The 15973-nt window shown below is 60.8% G+C and carries 14 protein-coding genes; 10 read left to right on the top strand and 4 right to left on the bottom strand.

Annotated elements, in window-relative coordinates; translation table 11 throughout:
• Positions 1–7 precede the first annotated feature (7 nt).
• The gene (locus LGQ03_RS04325) at positions 8–1111 is read right to left on the bottom strand and encodes an extracellular catalytic domain type 1 short-chain-length polyhydroxyalkanoate depolymerase (RefSeq protein ID WP_226747397.1); all 1104 of its coding nucleotides are present in this window, start codon (positions 1109–1111) and stop codon (positions 8–10) included.
• A 20-nt stretch (positions 1112–1131) separates the two neighbouring features.
• Entirely contained in the window at positions 1132–1548 is a 417-nt protein-coding gene (locus LGQ03_RS04320) for a CopG family transcriptional regulator (RefSeq protein ID WP_226747742.1), read from the bottom strand.
• A 696-nt stretch (positions 1549–2244) separates the two neighbouring features.
• Here LGQ03_RS04320 and LGQ03_RS04315 point away from each other — a divergent pair.
• Positions 2245–2568 carry a hypothetical protein gene (locus tag LGQ03_RS04315; protein ID WP_226747396.1) on the top strand — a complete coding sequence of 108 codons (324 nt, stop codon included), beginning with the start codon at positions 2245–2247 and terminating at the stop codon, positions 2566–2568.
• On the opposite strand, the gene LGQ03_RS04310 is transcribed toward LGQ03_RS04315, so the two are convergent.
• Both LGQ03_RS04310 and LGQ03_RS04305 read right to left on the bottom strand, forming a co-directional pair.
• On the bottom strand, positions 2565–3230 hold the full coding sequence (locus LGQ03_RS04310; protein ID WP_090160440.1) for a L,D-transpeptidase: 666 nt from the start codon (positions 3228–3230) through the stop codon (positions 2565–2567). The two genes, LGQ03_RS04315 and LGQ03_RS04310, sit on opposite strands and share 4 nt — an antisense overlap.
• A 309-nt stretch (positions 3231–3539) precedes the next feature.
• Positions 3540–4568 carry a LacI family transcriptional regulator gene (locus LGQ03_RS04305; protein ID WP_226747395.1) on the bottom strand — a complete coding sequence of 343 codons (1029 nt, stop codon included), beginning with the start codon at positions 4566–4568 and terminating at the stop codon, positions 3540–3542.
• Positions 4569–4739: 171 nt separating this feature from the next.
• Here LGQ03_RS04305 and LGQ03_RS04300 point away from each other — a divergent pair, with 171 nt between their 5' ends.
• The 9 genes from LGQ03_RS04300 (at position 4740) to LGQ03_RS04260 (ending at position 15963) form a co-directional block, all read left to right on the top strand.
• Positions 4740–5969: an ABC transporter substrate-binding protein gene (locus tag LGQ03_RS04300; protein ID WP_090160110.1), complete on the top strand. Its 1230-nt coding sequence runs from the start codon at positions 4740–4742 to the stop codon at positions 5967–5969.
• Positions 5970–6060: 91 nt separating this feature from the next.
• Positions 6061–6990 carry a carbohydrate ABC transporter permease gene (locus LGQ03_RS04295; protein WP_226747394.1) on the top strand — a complete coding sequence of 310 codons (930 nt, stop codon included), beginning with the start codon at positions 6061–6063 and terminating at the stop codon, positions 6988–6990.
• Positions 6983–7927 carry a carbohydrate ABC transporter permease gene (locus LGQ03_RS04290; protein ID WP_226747393.1) on the top strand — a complete coding sequence of 315 codons (945 nt, stop codon included), beginning with the start codon at positions 6983–6985 and terminating at the stop codon, positions 7925–7927. The genes LGQ03_RS04295 and LGQ03_RS04290 overlap by 8 nt, the downstream gene beginning before the upstream one ends.
• A 4-nt stretch (positions 7928–7931) precedes the next feature.
• A complete protein-coding gene (locus LGQ03_RS04285) occupies positions 7932–9020 on the top strand; it encodes an ABC transporter ATP-binding protein (RefSeq protein ID WP_226747392.1) in 1089 nt (362 codons plus the stop codon).
• On the top strand, positions 9020–11401 hold the full coding sequence (locus LGQ03_RS04280; RefSeq protein WP_226747391.1) for a glycoside hydrolase family 2 protein: 2382 nt from the start codon (positions 9020–9022) through the stop codon (positions 11399–11401). Before LGQ03_RS04285 ends, LGQ03_RS04280 begins: the two co-directional genes overlap by 1 nt.
• An 11-nt stretch (positions 11402–11412) precedes the next feature.
• Positions 11413–12156 carry a sugar phosphate isomerase/epimerase family protein gene (locus LGQ03_RS04275; protein WP_226747390.1) on the top strand — a complete coding sequence of 248 codons (744 nt, stop codon included), beginning with the start codon at positions 11413–11415 and terminating at the stop codon, positions 12154–12156.
• A gap of 11 nt (positions 12157–12167) precedes the next feature.
• The gene (locus LGQ03_RS04270; RefSeq protein ID WP_226747389.1) at positions 12168–13307 is read left to right on the top strand and encodes a Gfo/Idh/MocA family protein; all 1140 of its coding nucleotides are present in this window, start codon (positions 12168–12170) and stop codon (positions 13305–13307) included.
• Positions 13304–14914: a glycoside hydrolase family 43 protein gene (locus LGQ03_RS04265; RefSeq protein ID WP_226747388.1), complete on the top strand. Its 1611-nt coding sequence runs from the start codon at positions 13304–13306 to the stop codon at positions 14912–14914. Before LGQ03_RS04270 ends, LGQ03_RS04265 begins: the two co-directional genes overlap by 4 nt.
• Positions 14911–15963: a sugar phosphate isomerase/epimerase family protein gene (locus LGQ03_RS04260; protein WP_226747387.1), complete on the top strand. Its 1053-nt coding sequence runs from the start codon at positions 14911–14913 to the stop codon at positions 15961–15963. The genes LGQ03_RS04265 and LGQ03_RS04260 overlap by 4 nt, the downstream gene beginning before the upstream one ends.
• Positions 15964–15973: the final 10 nt, after the last annotated feature.

Below are 15973 nucleotides of genomic sequence, written 5' to 3'. Positions count from 1 at the left end.
AGTCATATCAGTTGCTTTCAGTGTTAAAGAAGAACCGCACCATTTCGCCGCTGGCGTCGGGGCCTTTCGCATCGGTATAGGTGCCTGCCGGCTGTCCGCCGGACCACGCGTGGCCCAGCCCCTCGACGGTCCAGTGTTCCAGCAGCGGGGTGCCGGTCGTGTCGGTCGTGGTTTCGCAGGTCCAGCTGCGGCCATTGCAGGTGCCCGTGGTTTCGGTCTGGATGGTCTGGCCGCCCATGTTGGTCAGCAGGTCAGACCCGATGGTCTGTCCATTGGACGGATGCACGGTGGTATCGCCGGTGCCGTGGAAAACGATGGTCCGGGCGCGACCTTTGGCAGGCAATACCAGGCGCTGGTCGCCGCTCCCTCTCATTGCTGCGAAAGCGGATGGGACGTCACGTGCTGCCCCGTAAGGCAGGCCCGAATGCGCGCCGACTGCGGCGAAGGTATCGCCGTGAGTCTCGCCCAGGATCACCGCCATAGCGGCACCGGCCGATAGGCCGGCGACAAAGATACGGTCCGCGCCTACATCAAAGCGGGCGGCAATTTCCTGCGCCATGCCCGCAAGAATCGCAGGCTCTCCAGGTTCCCGGTTTTGGTCATTTCGTGAAAACCAGTTCCAGCAGGACTGTGCATTGTCGCCCCGCGACTGGCGCGGATAGACCACGACGAAACCACGGTCTTCGGCCAGCGCGTTCATGCCCGTGCCGACGGCAAAATCCTCGGGATTTTGTGTGCAGCCGTGCAGCATCATGACAACGCCCGCGATCTCGTCGGTCTTTGACGGCACATAAAGGCGATATTCACGGCTGCCCGCCCCGTTTGAGAACGTGCCCGTCTCAAAGACCGCTCCTATGGGGATTGTCGGCTCGGCGGATGCGCCGAACCCGGCCATTACACCGGGCTGTGTTGTACCGGATAAACGAGCGAGGGGATTGGCAAAGTCCAACTTCTGCATCTGGCTGCGGAAATGTGCCATCGGGCCGGGGTCAGTGTCCGCCCCAGGTATCAGCCCGTGCTGTGCCAGCGTGCGGCGGACAAGAGCGTTGGCGGCGGTGAGACGTGCGTCACCGGTCGCCGGGCGCGGTGCGCCAGCGTTCAGACGTATCATGATTTCAATCCTAAAGGAGGTTACTTAATTCGATCGGCGAGGGCCGTCTTCACCTCGGCGCTCGCCTGAAGCGCGCCAAGGACGGTGATGGAGCCGATGGTCGCCAGCGCCAGTTCGGGTGTGACATCGGGATGGATCCGGGCAAGGCCGACAACCTTGACGTGAAGCATTTCTCCGGCGGCCCTGAGCGCCTCCAGATCCGCGACCGCGTAGTCGCGCAGTCCCAGCTCCATCGTATGCCGGTCGATGGACCTCGAAACTGTATCGCCTTGGGTATCCAACTGATTGCGGATCGCGGTGCGAATGAAATCGCTCCGATTGGAATAGAACCCTTCCTGCACAAGCAGGTCGATCCGGCCCAGATCAACGTAGCCAAGGTTAATTGTGATTTTTTCGCTTTCTGGCGTCTTGTCCCGAATATTCCTGACGTTGCTCATCATCCAATCTCCATCTGTATGGATGGTATATGGCTGCTTCACGGCGGGATGCAAGGTGCAGGGGGAAAGTCACAGTCGAAAGCGCTAACAGTTCGCGCAATTATGCGTGGTCCGTCCATCTGTCGGCTTGAAGAGGATCAGGGACTCGAACTGTTCAGGTTTACTTCCCGGACTTCTTCTATCATGCCCCGCACGCAGCGCGTTTCTACACACCTCATTGGTGGAGCCAGTTGTCTTGGTAAAGGCAGCTTCCGCCGGACAGCCGACGTCAGAGGGCAGTCGATTATACACGGTAAAAAATGACAGGGTTGGGAATCCCGCGCCACGGAAAGCTTTATCGTCTTAGAGGTCCGAGACGGGCCGAAGACCAGCGGCGATGGCAGCCGGGCGGCGAGGACGTCAAACCAAACAAGGCCTTTCGGATCGCAAGGAAGACGCCTCAAGACTGACACCTGTCTGTGGTTTGTGGGCCGAAAACAATCGTTCTCGAACAAAACGCTTCAGAACGTGCCCCGGATGTGCCTGAAGGGACTAGATAATCAGCCGACACGCTTGCCCGCCGGAACGCGAAAGAATATCGTTTCCTGACCCGAAAACGAACGCGATAACGAAGAAAGCCACGGCGCAGCGGGTGAAGGACGTTAAAGCCGTCGATGTCCTCTCCAGCCACGCCTTGCCAATAAAAAGAGTGCCCCAATGACGATCAGAATGTTTTGCGCAATCGCGGCGATTTCGACGATGGCGTCATGCGCCGGGATCGGTCCCGAGGCAGTTGTGCCGCCCTCCGCGGTCAAGGTTCCCAGCGTGGAACAACAGATCAAGGATCAGATCGTCGCGCGCTCCGCACCTAATCAGGACATCGCGTCTGCGCGACTGCGGGCGGACGACAACTGTTTCTGGTATAGCTACGTTGGTCCGGTCGAGACGACAGAACTGCCATTGCTGACGAAAGACGGTAGGCACCTCTGCGGTCCGGAACCGACGGTGGCAGAGACAGCCGCGGTCGCCGCCGGCGGTTAACTGCGCGCCGTGACGCCGTCCTCGGCGGGATAGAGGATGGCGTTCGATCCGGTTGCCACCTGATCGTAGAGACCGATGATATGTGCCATCACCATGCGGACGCATCCCGAACTGGCCCGACTTCCGATTGACCGGGGCGATGGGGTGCCGTGTATCCTCAGATAGGTGTCGCGGTCGCCTACGTAGAGATACAGCGCGCGTGAACCCAAAGGATTCGTCGGGCCGCCATCCATACCGTCTTTGTATTGGGCGTAGGAACCAGGATCGCGTTCGATCATCGCGGATGTCGGTGTCCAGACCGGCCACTTCGCCTTTCGGCGGATGTTGTAGCGGCCGGGTTCGTATAGGTTGCCTTTCGCAATCGCCACGCCGTAGCGCATGGCCATGCCGTCTGCGCGGATGTGATAAAGGTATCTGGCCACCGCATCGACATGAATATCACCCGGCACCAGACCGTCGTTCGCCTGAACAAGCTGTGGCAGGAACCGGTCGTGGAATCCCCAAGGATTCGTCGTCGCCGGGTCGTAGTTGGGGGGTGTGACGCGGGCGTCCCATTCAGCCCAGCGCGACCGATTCGACGTCGGCGCCCCAAAAGCGGGACCGGCAATCGGGACGGAGAACAGCGCGGCCGTCGTTTGGATGAAATGTCGTCGGGTCAGCATATCGGTCGTCCAGAACTTGAACTGCAGGGACATCCTTAAAACACAGGACGCAGAAGCCGTTACCATCATCAGACCGGATCAGGCAAAGGTTTCTTTGTGCAATCCGCCGGAACAATTAGGTGTTCAGTCCCGGCATTTGGTGGAGCAGCCCGGCGTGATGCTGCCCGAATGCCTCGCGCAGACCGCAAAACTGCTTCACGGGGTAATCGGATCAAAAGCGCCCGACAGATGCAGTTGTGGCCGAACCTGCGAATTCACATTTGCGTGACATGATTTGCACGATTGGCGCAGGCCGACGCAGGACGGAGTCTAGCTTGCCTCGTCGTCGAGCTGCCAGGTCGGCGCGTCGAGTTTCTGCATCAGGTCCTCCTTTGGGTGGGTGACCTGAGCGATGGCCGCACGGGCCAGAAAGTCACCGGCGGCCACGACATTTTCCGACACGGTAAGGATTTCCGGCCAGACCCGGCGCAAGAACACCATCGCTTCCTTGGTAAAAACGTCCATGTCACGGCCAATGGCGATACCGCCGGTGCGCAGTGCGGCCCCAGCACCCAAGGCGGAATTGGTGGATCCGGTGATGATGCCATCGGGTGCGGGTTGCCGATCAAGCAAATCTGAAACGCCGCGCTGGACATCTTCGATCGCGGAGTCGCTGTCGAACCCGACCACGATCTGCAAATCAATCCCCAGCCTGCGCGCGGTGTCGCTGCAACCCGCGATCATTTCCTGACCATAGGATTGCTTGTCAGGGGGCGGCACCAACAGCAAGTGACGCCTGCCGCGTGCGGCCAGGGTTTCGACGGCGATGCGACCATAGGCGAAATTGTCGAAATCGAACCAGGCATGGTCCCTGGCCCAGTTCGAGCGTCCATGTGTGGCAAACGGAAACTTGCGATCGAGCAGGTAACGCACGCGCGGATCCTGCGGCTGGATCTGATTGAAGATGACGGCATCGGCTGACCGGCTTTCCACGATGTAGCGGATCGGCTTCATCGGGTCCTCGTCGGGGAAATAGGGTGTGATGATCAGGTGGAACGGTGTGTTGCGCAGACCGGCGGATACCGAAGAGATGAGCTTGGCTGTATGGTTCATGATGTCGTGTTCTGTCGACATCACGAGCGAGATCACATTCGTCCGACCGGTGCGCAAGCGCACGCCCGCACGATTGGGCACATAACCGATTTCGTCGGCAACCGCGCGGACGCGCGCGCGGGTATCTTCGCTGATGTCCAATGCGCCGGACAGGGCGCGGGAAACGGTCGGCACCGCGAGGTCGGTCAGCCCGGCAATGGTCTTGAGCGTCGGAGCGCGCTGCCTTGGTCGCGTGGCGTCGTCCATATCCGTCCCCCCCTTCGATCCCCTGTGTGCCGATCAATAAAAACGCAATCTGGCGCAAGGTGTTTGTGCGACAAATCGTAAATTTTGTTGACCAAAAAAAATAGTCTTGTTTGCGCAAACAACTTCAGGTTAGCCTTTCTATAACGATTTAGATTCTGGGAGGAGAAGATCGTGAAGCTAAGGATAAAACTACTTTCGGCCACTGCGATTTGCGCGGCGACCACCGCTGGCGCAGTCGACCTCGAGGTGATGCACTGGTGGACATCCGGTGGTGAAGCCAATGCTGTCGCCAAGTTTGCAGAGGCCTGGACGGCCACTGGCAACACATGGGTTGACGGTGCAATCGCCGGTGGTGGCGACACCGCGCGTCCCGTCATGGTCAGCCGGATCATCGGTGGCGATCCACCCGCTGCGTTCCAGTTCAATCACGGGCGTCAGGCAGAAGAACTGATCGAGGCTGGCCTCTTGCTGGACCTCACCGATGTGGCCGAGGCCGAAGGTTGGGCCGACATCGTGAACCCGTCGTCGCTGCTGGACGCCTGCACCGTCGATGGTCGCATTTATTGCGCGCCGGTGAACATTCATTCCTGGCAGTGGATGTGGCTTTCGAATGCCGCTTATGAAAACGCCGGTCTAGCCGTGCCAACCACCTGGACCGAATTCGCCGAGAGCGCGCCCGCGCTGCAAGAGGCGGGTCTGACGCCGCTGGCGATGGGCGGACAGTCCTGGCAGCAGAACGGTGCCTTTGGCGTCATGGCGCTGGCACTGGCTGGTGAAGAGGCCTGGCTGTCGGTCAACCGCGACAAGAATGCGGAAACCGTCATGGGACCGGAATATACCCGCGTGTTCGAGGCATTTGGCGCGGCCCGCGAATTTTCCGACGGTCTGAACGTGCAGGACTGGAACCAGGCCACGGCAGCAGTGATCAACGACACGGCTGGTGCGCAGATCATGGGCGACTGGGCGCAGGGTGAATTCGCCATGGCAGGCGAAGTCGCAGGCGAGGATTATTCCTGCCTGCCGGGTCTGGGTGAGGTCGCGATTCTGGATACGGGCGGCGATGCGTTCTATTTCCCCAAGCAGGATGACCCCGAAATCGAGGCCGGACAAAAGGAACTGGCCGCCATGCTGCTAAGCCCCGAAGTTCAGGTGTCGTTCAACTCGGCCAAGGGATCGCTGCCGGTCCGTGGTGACGTCGATCTGACATCCGTGAACGAGTGCACGCAAAAGGGTCTGGACCTGCTGGCCAATGGCAACATCGTGCCAAACGGGGAATCCTTTCTTGCGCCCGACACGATCAGCCAGCTGAACGACTTGATGACGGAATTCTGGAATACCCCTGCCATGACCGCGGCAGAGGTTCAGGAGCAATACTCCGACATCATCGCATCCGCTGAATAAAGCGTCTTTGAACGGACGGCCCTTGCGCCGTCCGTTCGCATTTGCGGCCATGTGGCCAATTCGCGATGCCAACGACCCCTGAGGGCACATCATGACCATTTCCGACACCCGCCCCGATGCCGGGGATCGCGCCGCAGCGCGCCGTCCGTCGCGTCTTTTCCGCAATTTGCCGTCAAAGATTGCGATGCTGCCGCTGATTTTCACCGCCGTCGTCGTCTTTTTGGGCGGAACAATCTGGACGGTGGTCTATTCGTTCACGAAATCCGGGCTGCTGCCGCGCCTGTCGTGGGCGGGCCTTGATCAATACGAACGCCTGTGGTCCAGCCGCAAATGGATCGTGTCGATCGAAAACCTTGCGATCTACGGGTTTTTCAGCCTGATCGGGACGCTTGTCATCGGCTTTACGCTCGCGGCGCTGCTGGATCGCAAGATCCGGGGCGAGGCGGTGTTCCGGTCCATTTTCCTCTATCCTTTTGCGCTGTCATTCATCGTCACGGGGCTGGTGTGGCAATGGATCCTGAACCCTGAACTGGGCCTGCAGAACGTCGTGCGGGACATGGGATGGACGGGGTTCAGTTTCGACCCGCTGAACAACCCTGACATCGTGATGTTCGGTCTGCTGATTGCAGGTCTGTGGCAGGGGACCGGACTGATCATGTGCATCATGCTGGCCGGGTTGCGCGGCATCGACGAGGACATCTGGAAGGCCGCCCGCGTCGACGGCATCGGCACCGTGAAAACCTACATCCGCGTGATCATCCCGATGATGCGGCCGGTGTTCGTCACCTCTTTGGTCCTGATCGGTGCGGGGATCGTGAAACTCTATGATCTGGTGGTCGCGCAGACCTCTGGCGGTCCGGGCATCAGTTCAGAAGTTCCGGCGAAATATGTGATGACCGCCATGTTCGGCGGTCAGAATTTGGGTCAGGGCTTTGCCGCTTCGACCATGATGTTGGTGATGGTCGTGATCATTCTGATCCCGTGGGCCTATCTGGAATTCGGGGGCAAAAAGCATGGCTGATGTCGGTATTTTAGCTGCGACCAAGGCGGCGGAGCAACCAGTCGCCGCACTGCTGGACGGCCCGCGCGGCCCCAAACCTGTCCGGCGGTTCAGCCGCAGCAACATCATCATCTACGGCACGCTGTTCGTGGTCGCCCTTTATTATGCGCTGCCGCTTTATGTGATGATCGTCACATCTCTGAAGGGGATGCCCGAAATCCGTGTCGGCAATATCTTTGCCCCACCGCTCGAAGTGACGTTTCAGCCTTGGGTCAAGGCTTGGCAAGAAGCCTGCACCGGCATCAACTGTGACGGCCTGTCGCGTGGGTTCTGGAATTCGTTTCAGATTCTGATCCCGTCCGTGATCCTGTCGGTCGCCATCGCGTCAGTGAACGGCTACGCGCTGTCGATGTGGAAATTCCGCGGGTCCGAGGTGTTTTTCACGCTGCTGATGATCGGCGCGTTCATCCCGTATCAGGTGATGCTGTACCCCATCGTCATCATGCTGCGCGAGGCGGGTCTGTATGGGTCGCTGACGGGTCTGGTTCTGGTGCACGTCGCATTCGGCATGCCGATCAACACCTTGCTGTTCCGCAATTATTTCGCATCCATCCCAGAGGAATTGTTCAAGGCCGCCCGCGTCGACGGGGCCGGGTTCTGGGCGATCTTCTTTCGGATCATGTTGCCGATGTCGCTGCCGATCTTTGTGGTCGCACTGATCATTCAGGTGACGGGTATCTGGAACGATTTCCTGTTCGGGGTGACGTTCACCTCGTCCCCAGAGCGCTACCCGATGACGGTGCAGCTGAACAACATCGTCAACTCCGTTCAGGGGGTCAAGGAATACAACGTCAACATGGCAGCGACCTTGCTGACCGGTCTCGTCCCGCTCGTGATCTATTTCGCGTCCGGCAAACTTTTCGTGCGCGGCATCGCTGCGGGTGCTGTCAAAGGATAATCTAGTGACCCTTCTCAATCCGTCTGTCTCGATCAAGAATCTCGACCTGTCGTTTGGCGCGGTCAAGGTCCTGCAAAACCTGAACCTCGATATCGGTGATGGTGAATTTCTGGTGCTGCTGGGGTCGTCCGGCTGTGGGAAATCCACACTGCTGAATGTCATTGCGGGGCTGTTGGAACCGACCGACGGACAGGTCTGGATCAAGGGCCGCAACGTGACCTGGGCCGAACCCAGCGAACGCGGGATCGGCATGGTGTTTCAAAGCTACGCCCTTTATCCGCAGATGACGGTCGAGGGGAACCTGACGTTCGGCCTGCGCAATGCCAAGGTGCCCAAGGCCGAGATCGCCAAACGCGTCGCCCGTGCGGCCGAAATTCTGCAAATCGAACAACTGTTGAAACGCAAGCCGGGGGCGCTGTCCGGCGGTCAGCGCCAGCGGGTCGCCATCGGGCGGGCGCTGGTGCGCGATGTCGAGGTGTTCCTGTTCGACGAACCGCTGTCAAATCTGGATGCGAAGCTGCGCGCCGATCTGCGCGTCGAACTGAAACGTCTGCACAACAACCTGAAAAACACGATGATCTACGTCACGCACGATCAGGTCGAGGCGATGACGCTGGCTGATCGCATCGCGATCATGAAAGGCGGTAAGATCATGCAGCTGGGAACGCCCGCCGAAATCTATGGCAAACCGCAGAATCTGTATGTGGCCGATTTCATCGGATCGCCGTCGATGACGTTCTTTGACGGCACGGTCGAGGGTGACGTGATCCGCATTCCCGATCACGATTTACCGCTTGGCACCTATGAATTTTCCCAGCGGCCCGCGACCGGGCGGCCTGCAATCATCGGCATCCGCCCGGAACACGTCATGACGGGCGATAACCTGCGTTCCGCGCCCTATACGGCAGAGGTCACGGCCGATCTGGTGGAACCGATGGGGTCCGACACGCTGGTGCACTGCGCCTTTGGCGGGCAGACGATGCGGGTGCGCATGGACGGCCAGGCACAGGTCAAACCCGGTGACAGGTTGATGATCGGGATCGATCCCGGTGCTGCATCACTCTTTGACAAGGAAACAGAGGCGCGTCTGTAATGCCACGCGACCTGTCTGGCAGCTGGACCCTGCAATCCGTGGATGGCAGGCATGCCGTCCCGATGACCCTGCCGGGTGACATCGTGACGGCGCTGTACACCGCGGGCGCGATCCCTGATCCCTATGCAGGTCAGAACGAATACGATCTGCGCTGGATTTGCGAACAGGATTGGACGGCGCACAAATCGTTCGAGCTGGAACATACCGATATCGATCTGGTGATATCGGAACTCGACACCGTGGCGACGATACGCGTGAATGGCACGGTGGTGCTGGAGGCCGCGAATGCATTTCGCACCTACCGCGCTGCGCTGGGTCATGTGGCCCGGGTCGGGACCAACGAGATCGCGATCACCTTCCATTCGCCCGTCGCGGCGGGCAAGGCGCTGTCGGACGCGCATCCGTTTCCCGTGCCGTGGTCCAAGAACTGCCCGATCCCCTACGGAAACTTTTTGCGCAAACCGGCCTGCGATTTCGGCTGGGATTGGAACATCGCGCTGGCGACCTCTGGCGTCTATGGCGCGTTGCGTCTGGAACCCGGCGCGGCACCGCGCATCGACCGTCTGGCCATCGCGCAGGATCATAGCGACGGCGTGACTGTCACGGTCGGCGTCCACACCAGCAATCACGCGGGCCCGGTCACGGTTGAACTGGACGGGCAAACCGTGACCGCCCAGGCCGACGACGGCTTTGCCGAGGTAACGGTTCGGATCGACGACCCGCAGCTTTGGTGGCCCGCCGGGCAGGGTGGACAGCCGCTTTATGATCTGGTCGTGACGGTGGGAACGGCCACGGCACACCGGCGCATCGGCTTGCGCCGGATGGAACTGGTGGCCGCGCCCGACGCCGCCGGGCTGGGGTTCAAGATCCGGGTCAATGGGCGCGACGTTTTCTGCAAGGGGGCAAACTGGATCCCCGCCGATGCGCTGCCGGGGCGGATCACCGACGCCAAGACGCGCGACCTGCTGCAATCCGCCGTCGATGCGAACATGAACATGATCCGTATCTGGGGCGGCGGCCGGTACGAGCCTGACAGTTTCTACGACGCCTGCGACGAGATGGGCCTGCTTGTCTGGCAGGATTTCATGTTTGCCTGCAACCTTTACCCGTCCGATCCTGCCTATCTGACCGAAGTCCGGGCCGAGGTGCATGACAACGTCGCGCGGATGCATCATCACGCCTGTCTGGCGCTGTGGTGCGGCGACAATGAACTGGTCGGCGCGCTGACGTGGTATGACGTCAGCATCAATGACCGCGACCGTTATCTGGTGAACTACGACCGGCTGAACCGCTGTATCGAGGACGCGCTGCGCGACACTGATCCCCATGCGAACTGGTGGCCGTCCAGCCCCTCGACCGGACCGCTGTCGTTTGGCGATGCGTGGCACGATGACAGCAGCGGCGACATGCATTTCTGGTCGGTCTGGCACGAGGGTCGCGATTTCGACCACTACCGCGACGTGTCGCCCCGGTTTTGCTCCGAATTCGGGTTCCAAAGCTATCCCTCGATGGACGTGATCCGCCAATTCGCCGATCCGGCCGATTTCAACATCGCCGCCCCGGTGATGGAGGCGCATCAAAAAAACGATGGCGGCAACGCCCGCATCGCGGAAACCATGTTCCGCTATTTCCGCTTTCCCGTGGATTTCGAGAATTTCGTTTACGTCTCTCAGGTGCAGCAGGCGCTGGCGATCAAGACCGCCGTGACGCACTGGCGCGGGCTGAAACCGCATTGCATGGGCACGCTGATCTGGCAGCTGAACGACACGTGGCCGGTGTGTTCGTGGGCCTCGCTTGATTATGGCGGCGGATGGAAGGTGCTTCACCATCTGAGCCGCGAGTTCTACGCCCCCGTTACCGTTGTCGTGATGCCGGACGGTGACGACCTCGTGCTGCGCGGGATCAACGATACCGGCAGTCCATTGGACCTGTCGATCACGGCCTATGCCTGCGCGATGGACGGGACAGCGCGCGCACTGGGGCAGGGGGCCGGTCAGGTCGATGACCACGCAACAGAATTGCTGCGCGTCAAAGCCGCTGATCTGAAACCGCAAGAGATGCTGTCGTTCGGCTGGACGGCCAGCGACGGCAGCAAGGGCGGCGATGTCTTTGCCCCGAAACCCTACAAGGCCTATGACCTGCTGCCCGCCGCATTGAACTGCCAGACCGAACGCGACGGTGACAATTGGGTCCTGTCGATCACGGCGCAGGCGATGGCGTTTTTCGTCACGGCAGAGGCCGACACCCCCGGTCGTTTCGATCATAACGCAATTCACTTTGGTCCCGGCCATACCGCGACGCTGCGGTTCACCCCGGCCAACCCCGACATCACCCCATCATTCACGCTGCGCGATCTGCACAGCGCGACGTATCATTCCTGAAAGGCCCCGACATGACCGGATTTTCCTACCAACTCTACAGTTCCCGCAATTTTGGTCCGTTGACCGATACGCTGAAAATGCTGGCCGATCTGGGCTACACCCACGTCGAAGGCTATGGCCCCGTGTATGAGGACCTCGACGCGACGCGCAAGGCGATGGCCGACACCGGGCTGACCATGCCGTCGGGCCACTTTGCGTTCGATCTGGTCGAGAACAACCGCGAAGAGGTCACACGCATCGCCCGCGGTCTGGGCATCAACAAGATCGTCGTGCCGTTCCTGATGCCCGACGACCGCCCCACCGATGCGGCAGGCTGGACCGATTTCGGCAAGCGCTTGGCCGCAGCGGGCAAACCGTTGCAGGACGACGGATTTGAATTCGGCTGGCACAACCACGATTTCGAATTCAAGGCGCTGCCCACGGGTGAACGCCCCATTGATCTGATCCTGGCCGACTCTGCCGTTGGTTTCGAATTTGATGTCGCCTGGGCCGCCGTTGCAGGCACCGATCCTGGCAGTGTCATCGATCAATATGGCGACCGGCTGATCTCTGCCCATGTCAAGGATCGCGCGCCCGCAGGTGAAAACGCGGACGAGGACGGCTGGGCCGATGCCGGTCACGGCACGCTGGACTGGCCTGCGCATTTCGCCGCCCTCAAGGCCGCTGGCTGCGATCTGTTCATCATGGAACACGACAAGCCCTCGTCTGACCAACGGTTCGCCGAACGCGCGCTGACCTACATGAATTCACTGTAAGGACACATCCCATGACCATGAACATCGGTCTGATCGGCTGCGGCAACATCTCTGCCGCCTACCTGGGCCTTGCGCCGACCTTCAAGGACATCCGCTTTGTCGCGGTGTCAGACATGAACGAGGAGGTGGCCCTTGCGCGGGCCGCTGAATTCGGGGTCAAGGCGCGGACCGTGACCGACCTGCTGGCGTCCGACGACATCGATATCATCGTCAACCTGACGATTCCGGATGCGCATTACGACGTCACCAAACGCATTCTGGACGCGGGCAAACATGCCTATACCGAAAAGCCGCTGGTGCTGACGCTGAAACAGGGCAAATCGCTGACCGATCTGGCGGCGGCAAAGGGTCTGCGCATCGGATCCGCCCCCGATACATTCCTGGGCGGCGCGCACCAACAGGCGCGGCAGATCATCGATGACGGCGGCATCGGGCGCGTCACATCAGGGACCGCCCATTTCATGGGGCCGGGGATGGAAATGTGGCATCCCAACCCTGATTTCTTCTTTAAACCCGGCGGCGGTCCGGTGCTGGACATGGGGCCGTACTACATCACAAACCTTGTGCAGCTGATCGGTCCGGTGAAACGGGTCGGTGCGCTAGCGACTGCGGCCCAGAATGAACGGACGATCACGTCGCAGCCACGTGCCGGGGAAACCATCCCGGTGCAGACGCCTACGACGATACATGCGTTGCTGGAATTTGAAAACGGGGCCGCGATCACACTGAACGTCAGCTGGGACGTCAAGGCGCACCGCCATGCGAACATGGAGCTTTACGGCAGCGAAGGCACGCTGTTCGTGCCGGACCCCAACCACTTTGGTGGCGCGCTGGAACAATCCGATGCCGCCGGCACGATCAGCGAAGTGCCGGTCTGGGATCATCCCTTTGGCCGCGTGAACTGGGAACTGGACGGCAAAAATCCCCGCGCCAATTACCGCACGGCGGGTCTGGCTGATATGGCAGCGGCGATTGAGGCGGATCGCCCGCATCGCTGCGCACTCGATCTGGCGGTGCATGTGACCGACGTGATGACCAGCATCCTGAAGTCGGGTGAAACCGGCAAATTCATCGACATGACCACCACCTGCGACCGTCCCGCGGCCCTGTCCCCCGATGATGCCCGCGCATTGCTGGCGGCCGCGCCATGATCCGCAACCCGATCCTGCCCGGCTTTAACGCCGACCCGTCGATCTGCCGTGTCGGCGACGACTATTATATCGCGACCTCGACGTTCGAGTGGTATCCCGGCGTCCAAATTCACCACAGCCGTGATCTGGTGAACTGGACGCTGGTGTCGCGCCCGCTGAACCGCGCGGCCCTGTTGGACATGCGCGGCAATCCCGACAGTTGCGGCATCTGGGCCCCTTGTCTGTCCTACGCGGACAAGCGGTTCTGGCTGGTCTACACCGATGTCAAACGGCTGGAGGGCGACTGGAAGGACGCTCACAATTACATCACCACTTGTGGGACTATCGACGGCGACTGGTCCGACCCGTGGTATGTGAATTCCAGCGGGTTCGATCCGTCGCTGTTCCACGATGACGACGGCCGCAAATGGTTCGTGAACATGCAGTGGAACCACCGGCAGGCGGGGTCCGGCGTGAACCCGGCAAACGACCGTTTCGATGGTATCCTGCTGCAGGAATGGTCGCCTGCACGCGGGCTGTTCGGCCCCGTGACGAATATCTACCACGGCACTGACCGCGGCCTGACAGAGGCACCGCATTTGTTCAAACGCAACGGCTGGTATTACCTGACCACGGCAGAGGGCGGCACGGGATATGACCATGCTGTCACCCTGTCCCGGTCCCGCCAGATCGACGGCCCGTATGAGGATCACCCGGACAAACACGTGATCTCGACCAAGGGCGTGCCTAACCATCCGATCCAGCGGGCAGGCCACGGCCAGTATGTCGAGGCCCCCGATGGCACTGCGTGGCATACCTATCTGATGGGCCGCCCCGTCATGCACGATGGCAAGCCGTTCTGCGCCACGGGCCGCGAAACGGGCATTGCCCGCTGCGTCTGGCGCGACGACTGGCTGTATCTGGAACACGGTGGTCTGCTGCCGCCGGAAACCGTCGACATTGACGTCACGCAAAAACCTCGGGACGCGGTCATCCACGACCGCTTCGACAGCTTACCGTCCGAATTCCAATGGCTGCGCACCCCCCAGCCAGACCGCCTGTTCCGCGTCGACGACGGTGCACTGGTCCTGATCGGTCGCGAAAGCATCGGAAGCTGGTTTGAACAATCCCTCGTCGCGCGCAGGCAAGAGGACCCGGCCTACACCGTCGAAACCACACTTGATTTCGCACCGCAGTCCTATCAGCAGGGCGCGGGCCTGATCACCTACTACAACCGGCACAAATTCCACGGTGCGTTCATCACCTATGAGGACGGCCAGCGGTGTCTGACCCTGATTTCTTGCAACGGCGACTGGCCTGCGGGCGCGCTAGACCATCCGATCGCCCCCGTCCCGATCCCCGACGGCCCGGTTACGCTGTCGGTACAGGTCGCGGGCGCGTATCAGCAGTTTCACTTTGACACCGGCGACGGTGCGCAGCCGCTGGGCCCACCGCGCGATGCCTCGCATATCTCGGACGAGGGCGCGCAGGGGGAACATGCGTCGTTCACCGGGGCCTTCGTCGGCATGATGGCCTATGACATCACCGGCATGGGGGCCGAGGCGCGGTACACCCGGTTCGCCTACACGCCCCAAGAATTTGACCGCACCAAGGGAGAAGACCGTTGAAAACGATCAAGGGACCGGCGCTGTTTCTGGCGCAATTCGCGGGTGACGAAGCCCCCTTCAACAGCTGGGACAGCATCACCAAATGGGCCAAGGAGGTCGGCTATGACGGTGTGCAGGTTCCCAGTTGGGATACCCGCCTGATCGACCTCGACAAGGCCGCGACGAGCCAGACCTACTGCGACGAATGGAAAGGTCAGGCCGCCGACAACGGTATCACGGTCACGGAACTGTCTACCCACCTTCAGGGGCAGTTGGTCGCCGTTCACCCCGCCTACGATCTGGCGTTTGACGGTTTTGCCGCACCGTCCGTTCATGGCGACCCCAAGGCACGGCAGGCCTGGGCGGTGGATCAGGTAAAGAAGGCGCTGGATGCATCTTCAAAACTCGGCCTGACGGCGCAGGCGACCTTTTCCGGCGCACTGGCCTGGCCCTATGTCTATCCGTGGCCACAGCGCCCGGCGGGACTGGTCGAGGCCGCGTTCGATGAACTCGCCGCGCGATGGCGGCCCATTCTGGATCATGCCGACAGCTGCGGCGTCGATCTGTGCTATGAAATCCATCCGGGTGAGGATCTGCATGACGGCGTGACGTTCGAGATGTTTCTGGAACGGGTGAACAACCACACGCGGGCCAAGATGCTGTACGATCCATCGCATTATGTTCTCCAGTGCCTCGATTATCTGGACAACATCGACATCTACCGCGACGTGATCGGCATGTTCCACGTCAAGGACGCAGAATTCAATCCGACCGGGCGGCAGGGTGTCTATGGCGGTTATCAGCCTTGGGTGGATCGCGCGGGGCGCTTCCGGTCACTGGGCGATGGTCAGGTCGATTTCGGGGCCGTGTTTTCCAAGATGGCGGCCAATGATTTCGACGGCTGGGCCGTGGTCGAATGGGAATGTGCGCTGAAACATCCAGAGGATGGTGCACGCGAAGGGGCGCAATTCGTGCGCGATCATATCATTCGGGTCACGCCGCATGCCTTTGACGATTTTGCCGCAGGCGGCACGGATGACGCGATGAACCGCAAGATGCTGGGCCTGTAACACCGGTCCT

It is taken from the genome of Loktanella gaetbuli, assembly GCF_020531945.1.
Lineage (GTDB): Bacteria > Pseudomonadota > Alphaproteobacteria > Rhodobacterales > Rhodobacteraceae > Loktanella > Loktanella gaetbuli.
The sequence above is the reverse complement of the archived record's forward strand: the minus strand, read 5'-3'. Positions and strand labels throughout refer to the sequence as shown.

Bases quoted from the DNA above. Each gene is read 5' to 3' on its own strand.
- LGQ03_RS04280 (WP_226747391.1), top strand. From the start codon at position 9,020: ATGCCACGCGACCTGTCTGGCAGCTGGACCCTGCAATCCGTGGATGGC.
- LGQ03_RS04320 (WP_226747742.1), bottom strand. From the start codon at position 1,548: ATGAGCAACGTCAGGAATATTCGGGACAAGACGCCAGAAAGCGAAAAA.
- LGQ03_RS04315 (WP_226747396.1), top strand. From the start codon at position 2,245: ATGACGATCAGAATGTTTTGCGCAATCGCGGCGATTTCGACGATGGCG.
- LGQ03_RS04310 (WP_090160440.1), bottom strand. From the start codon at position 3,230: ATGCTGACCCGACGACATTTCATCCAAACGACGGCCGCGCTGTTCTCC.
- LGQ03_RS04325 (WP_226747397.1), bottom strand. From the start codon at position 1,111: ATGATACGTCTGAACGCTGGCGCACCGCGCCCGGCGACCGGTGACGCA.
- LGQ03_RS04295 (WP_226747394.1), top strand. From the start codon at position 6,061: ATGACCATTTCCGACACCCGCCCCGATGCCGGGGATCGCGCCGCAGCG.
- LGQ03_RS04290 (WP_226747393.1), top strand. From the start codon at position 6,983: ATGGCTGATGTCGGTATTTTAGCTGCGACCAAGGCGGCGGAGCAACCA.
- LGQ03_RS04305 (WP_226747395.1), bottom strand. From the start codon at position 4,568: ATGGACGACGCCACGCGACCAAGGCAGCGCGCTCCGACGCTCAAGACC.
- LGQ03_RS04265 (WP_226747388.1), top strand. From the start codon at position 13,304: ATGATCCGCAACCCGATCCTGCCCGGCTTTAACGCCGACCCGTCGATC.
- LGQ03_RS04270 (WP_226747389.1), top strand. From the start codon at position 12,168: ATGACCATGAACATCGGTCTGATCGGCTGCGGCAACATCTCTGCCGCC.
- LGQ03_RS04275 (WP_226747390.1), top strand. From the start codon at position 11,413: ATGACCGGATTTTCCTACCAACTCTACAGTTCCCGCAATTTTGGTCCG.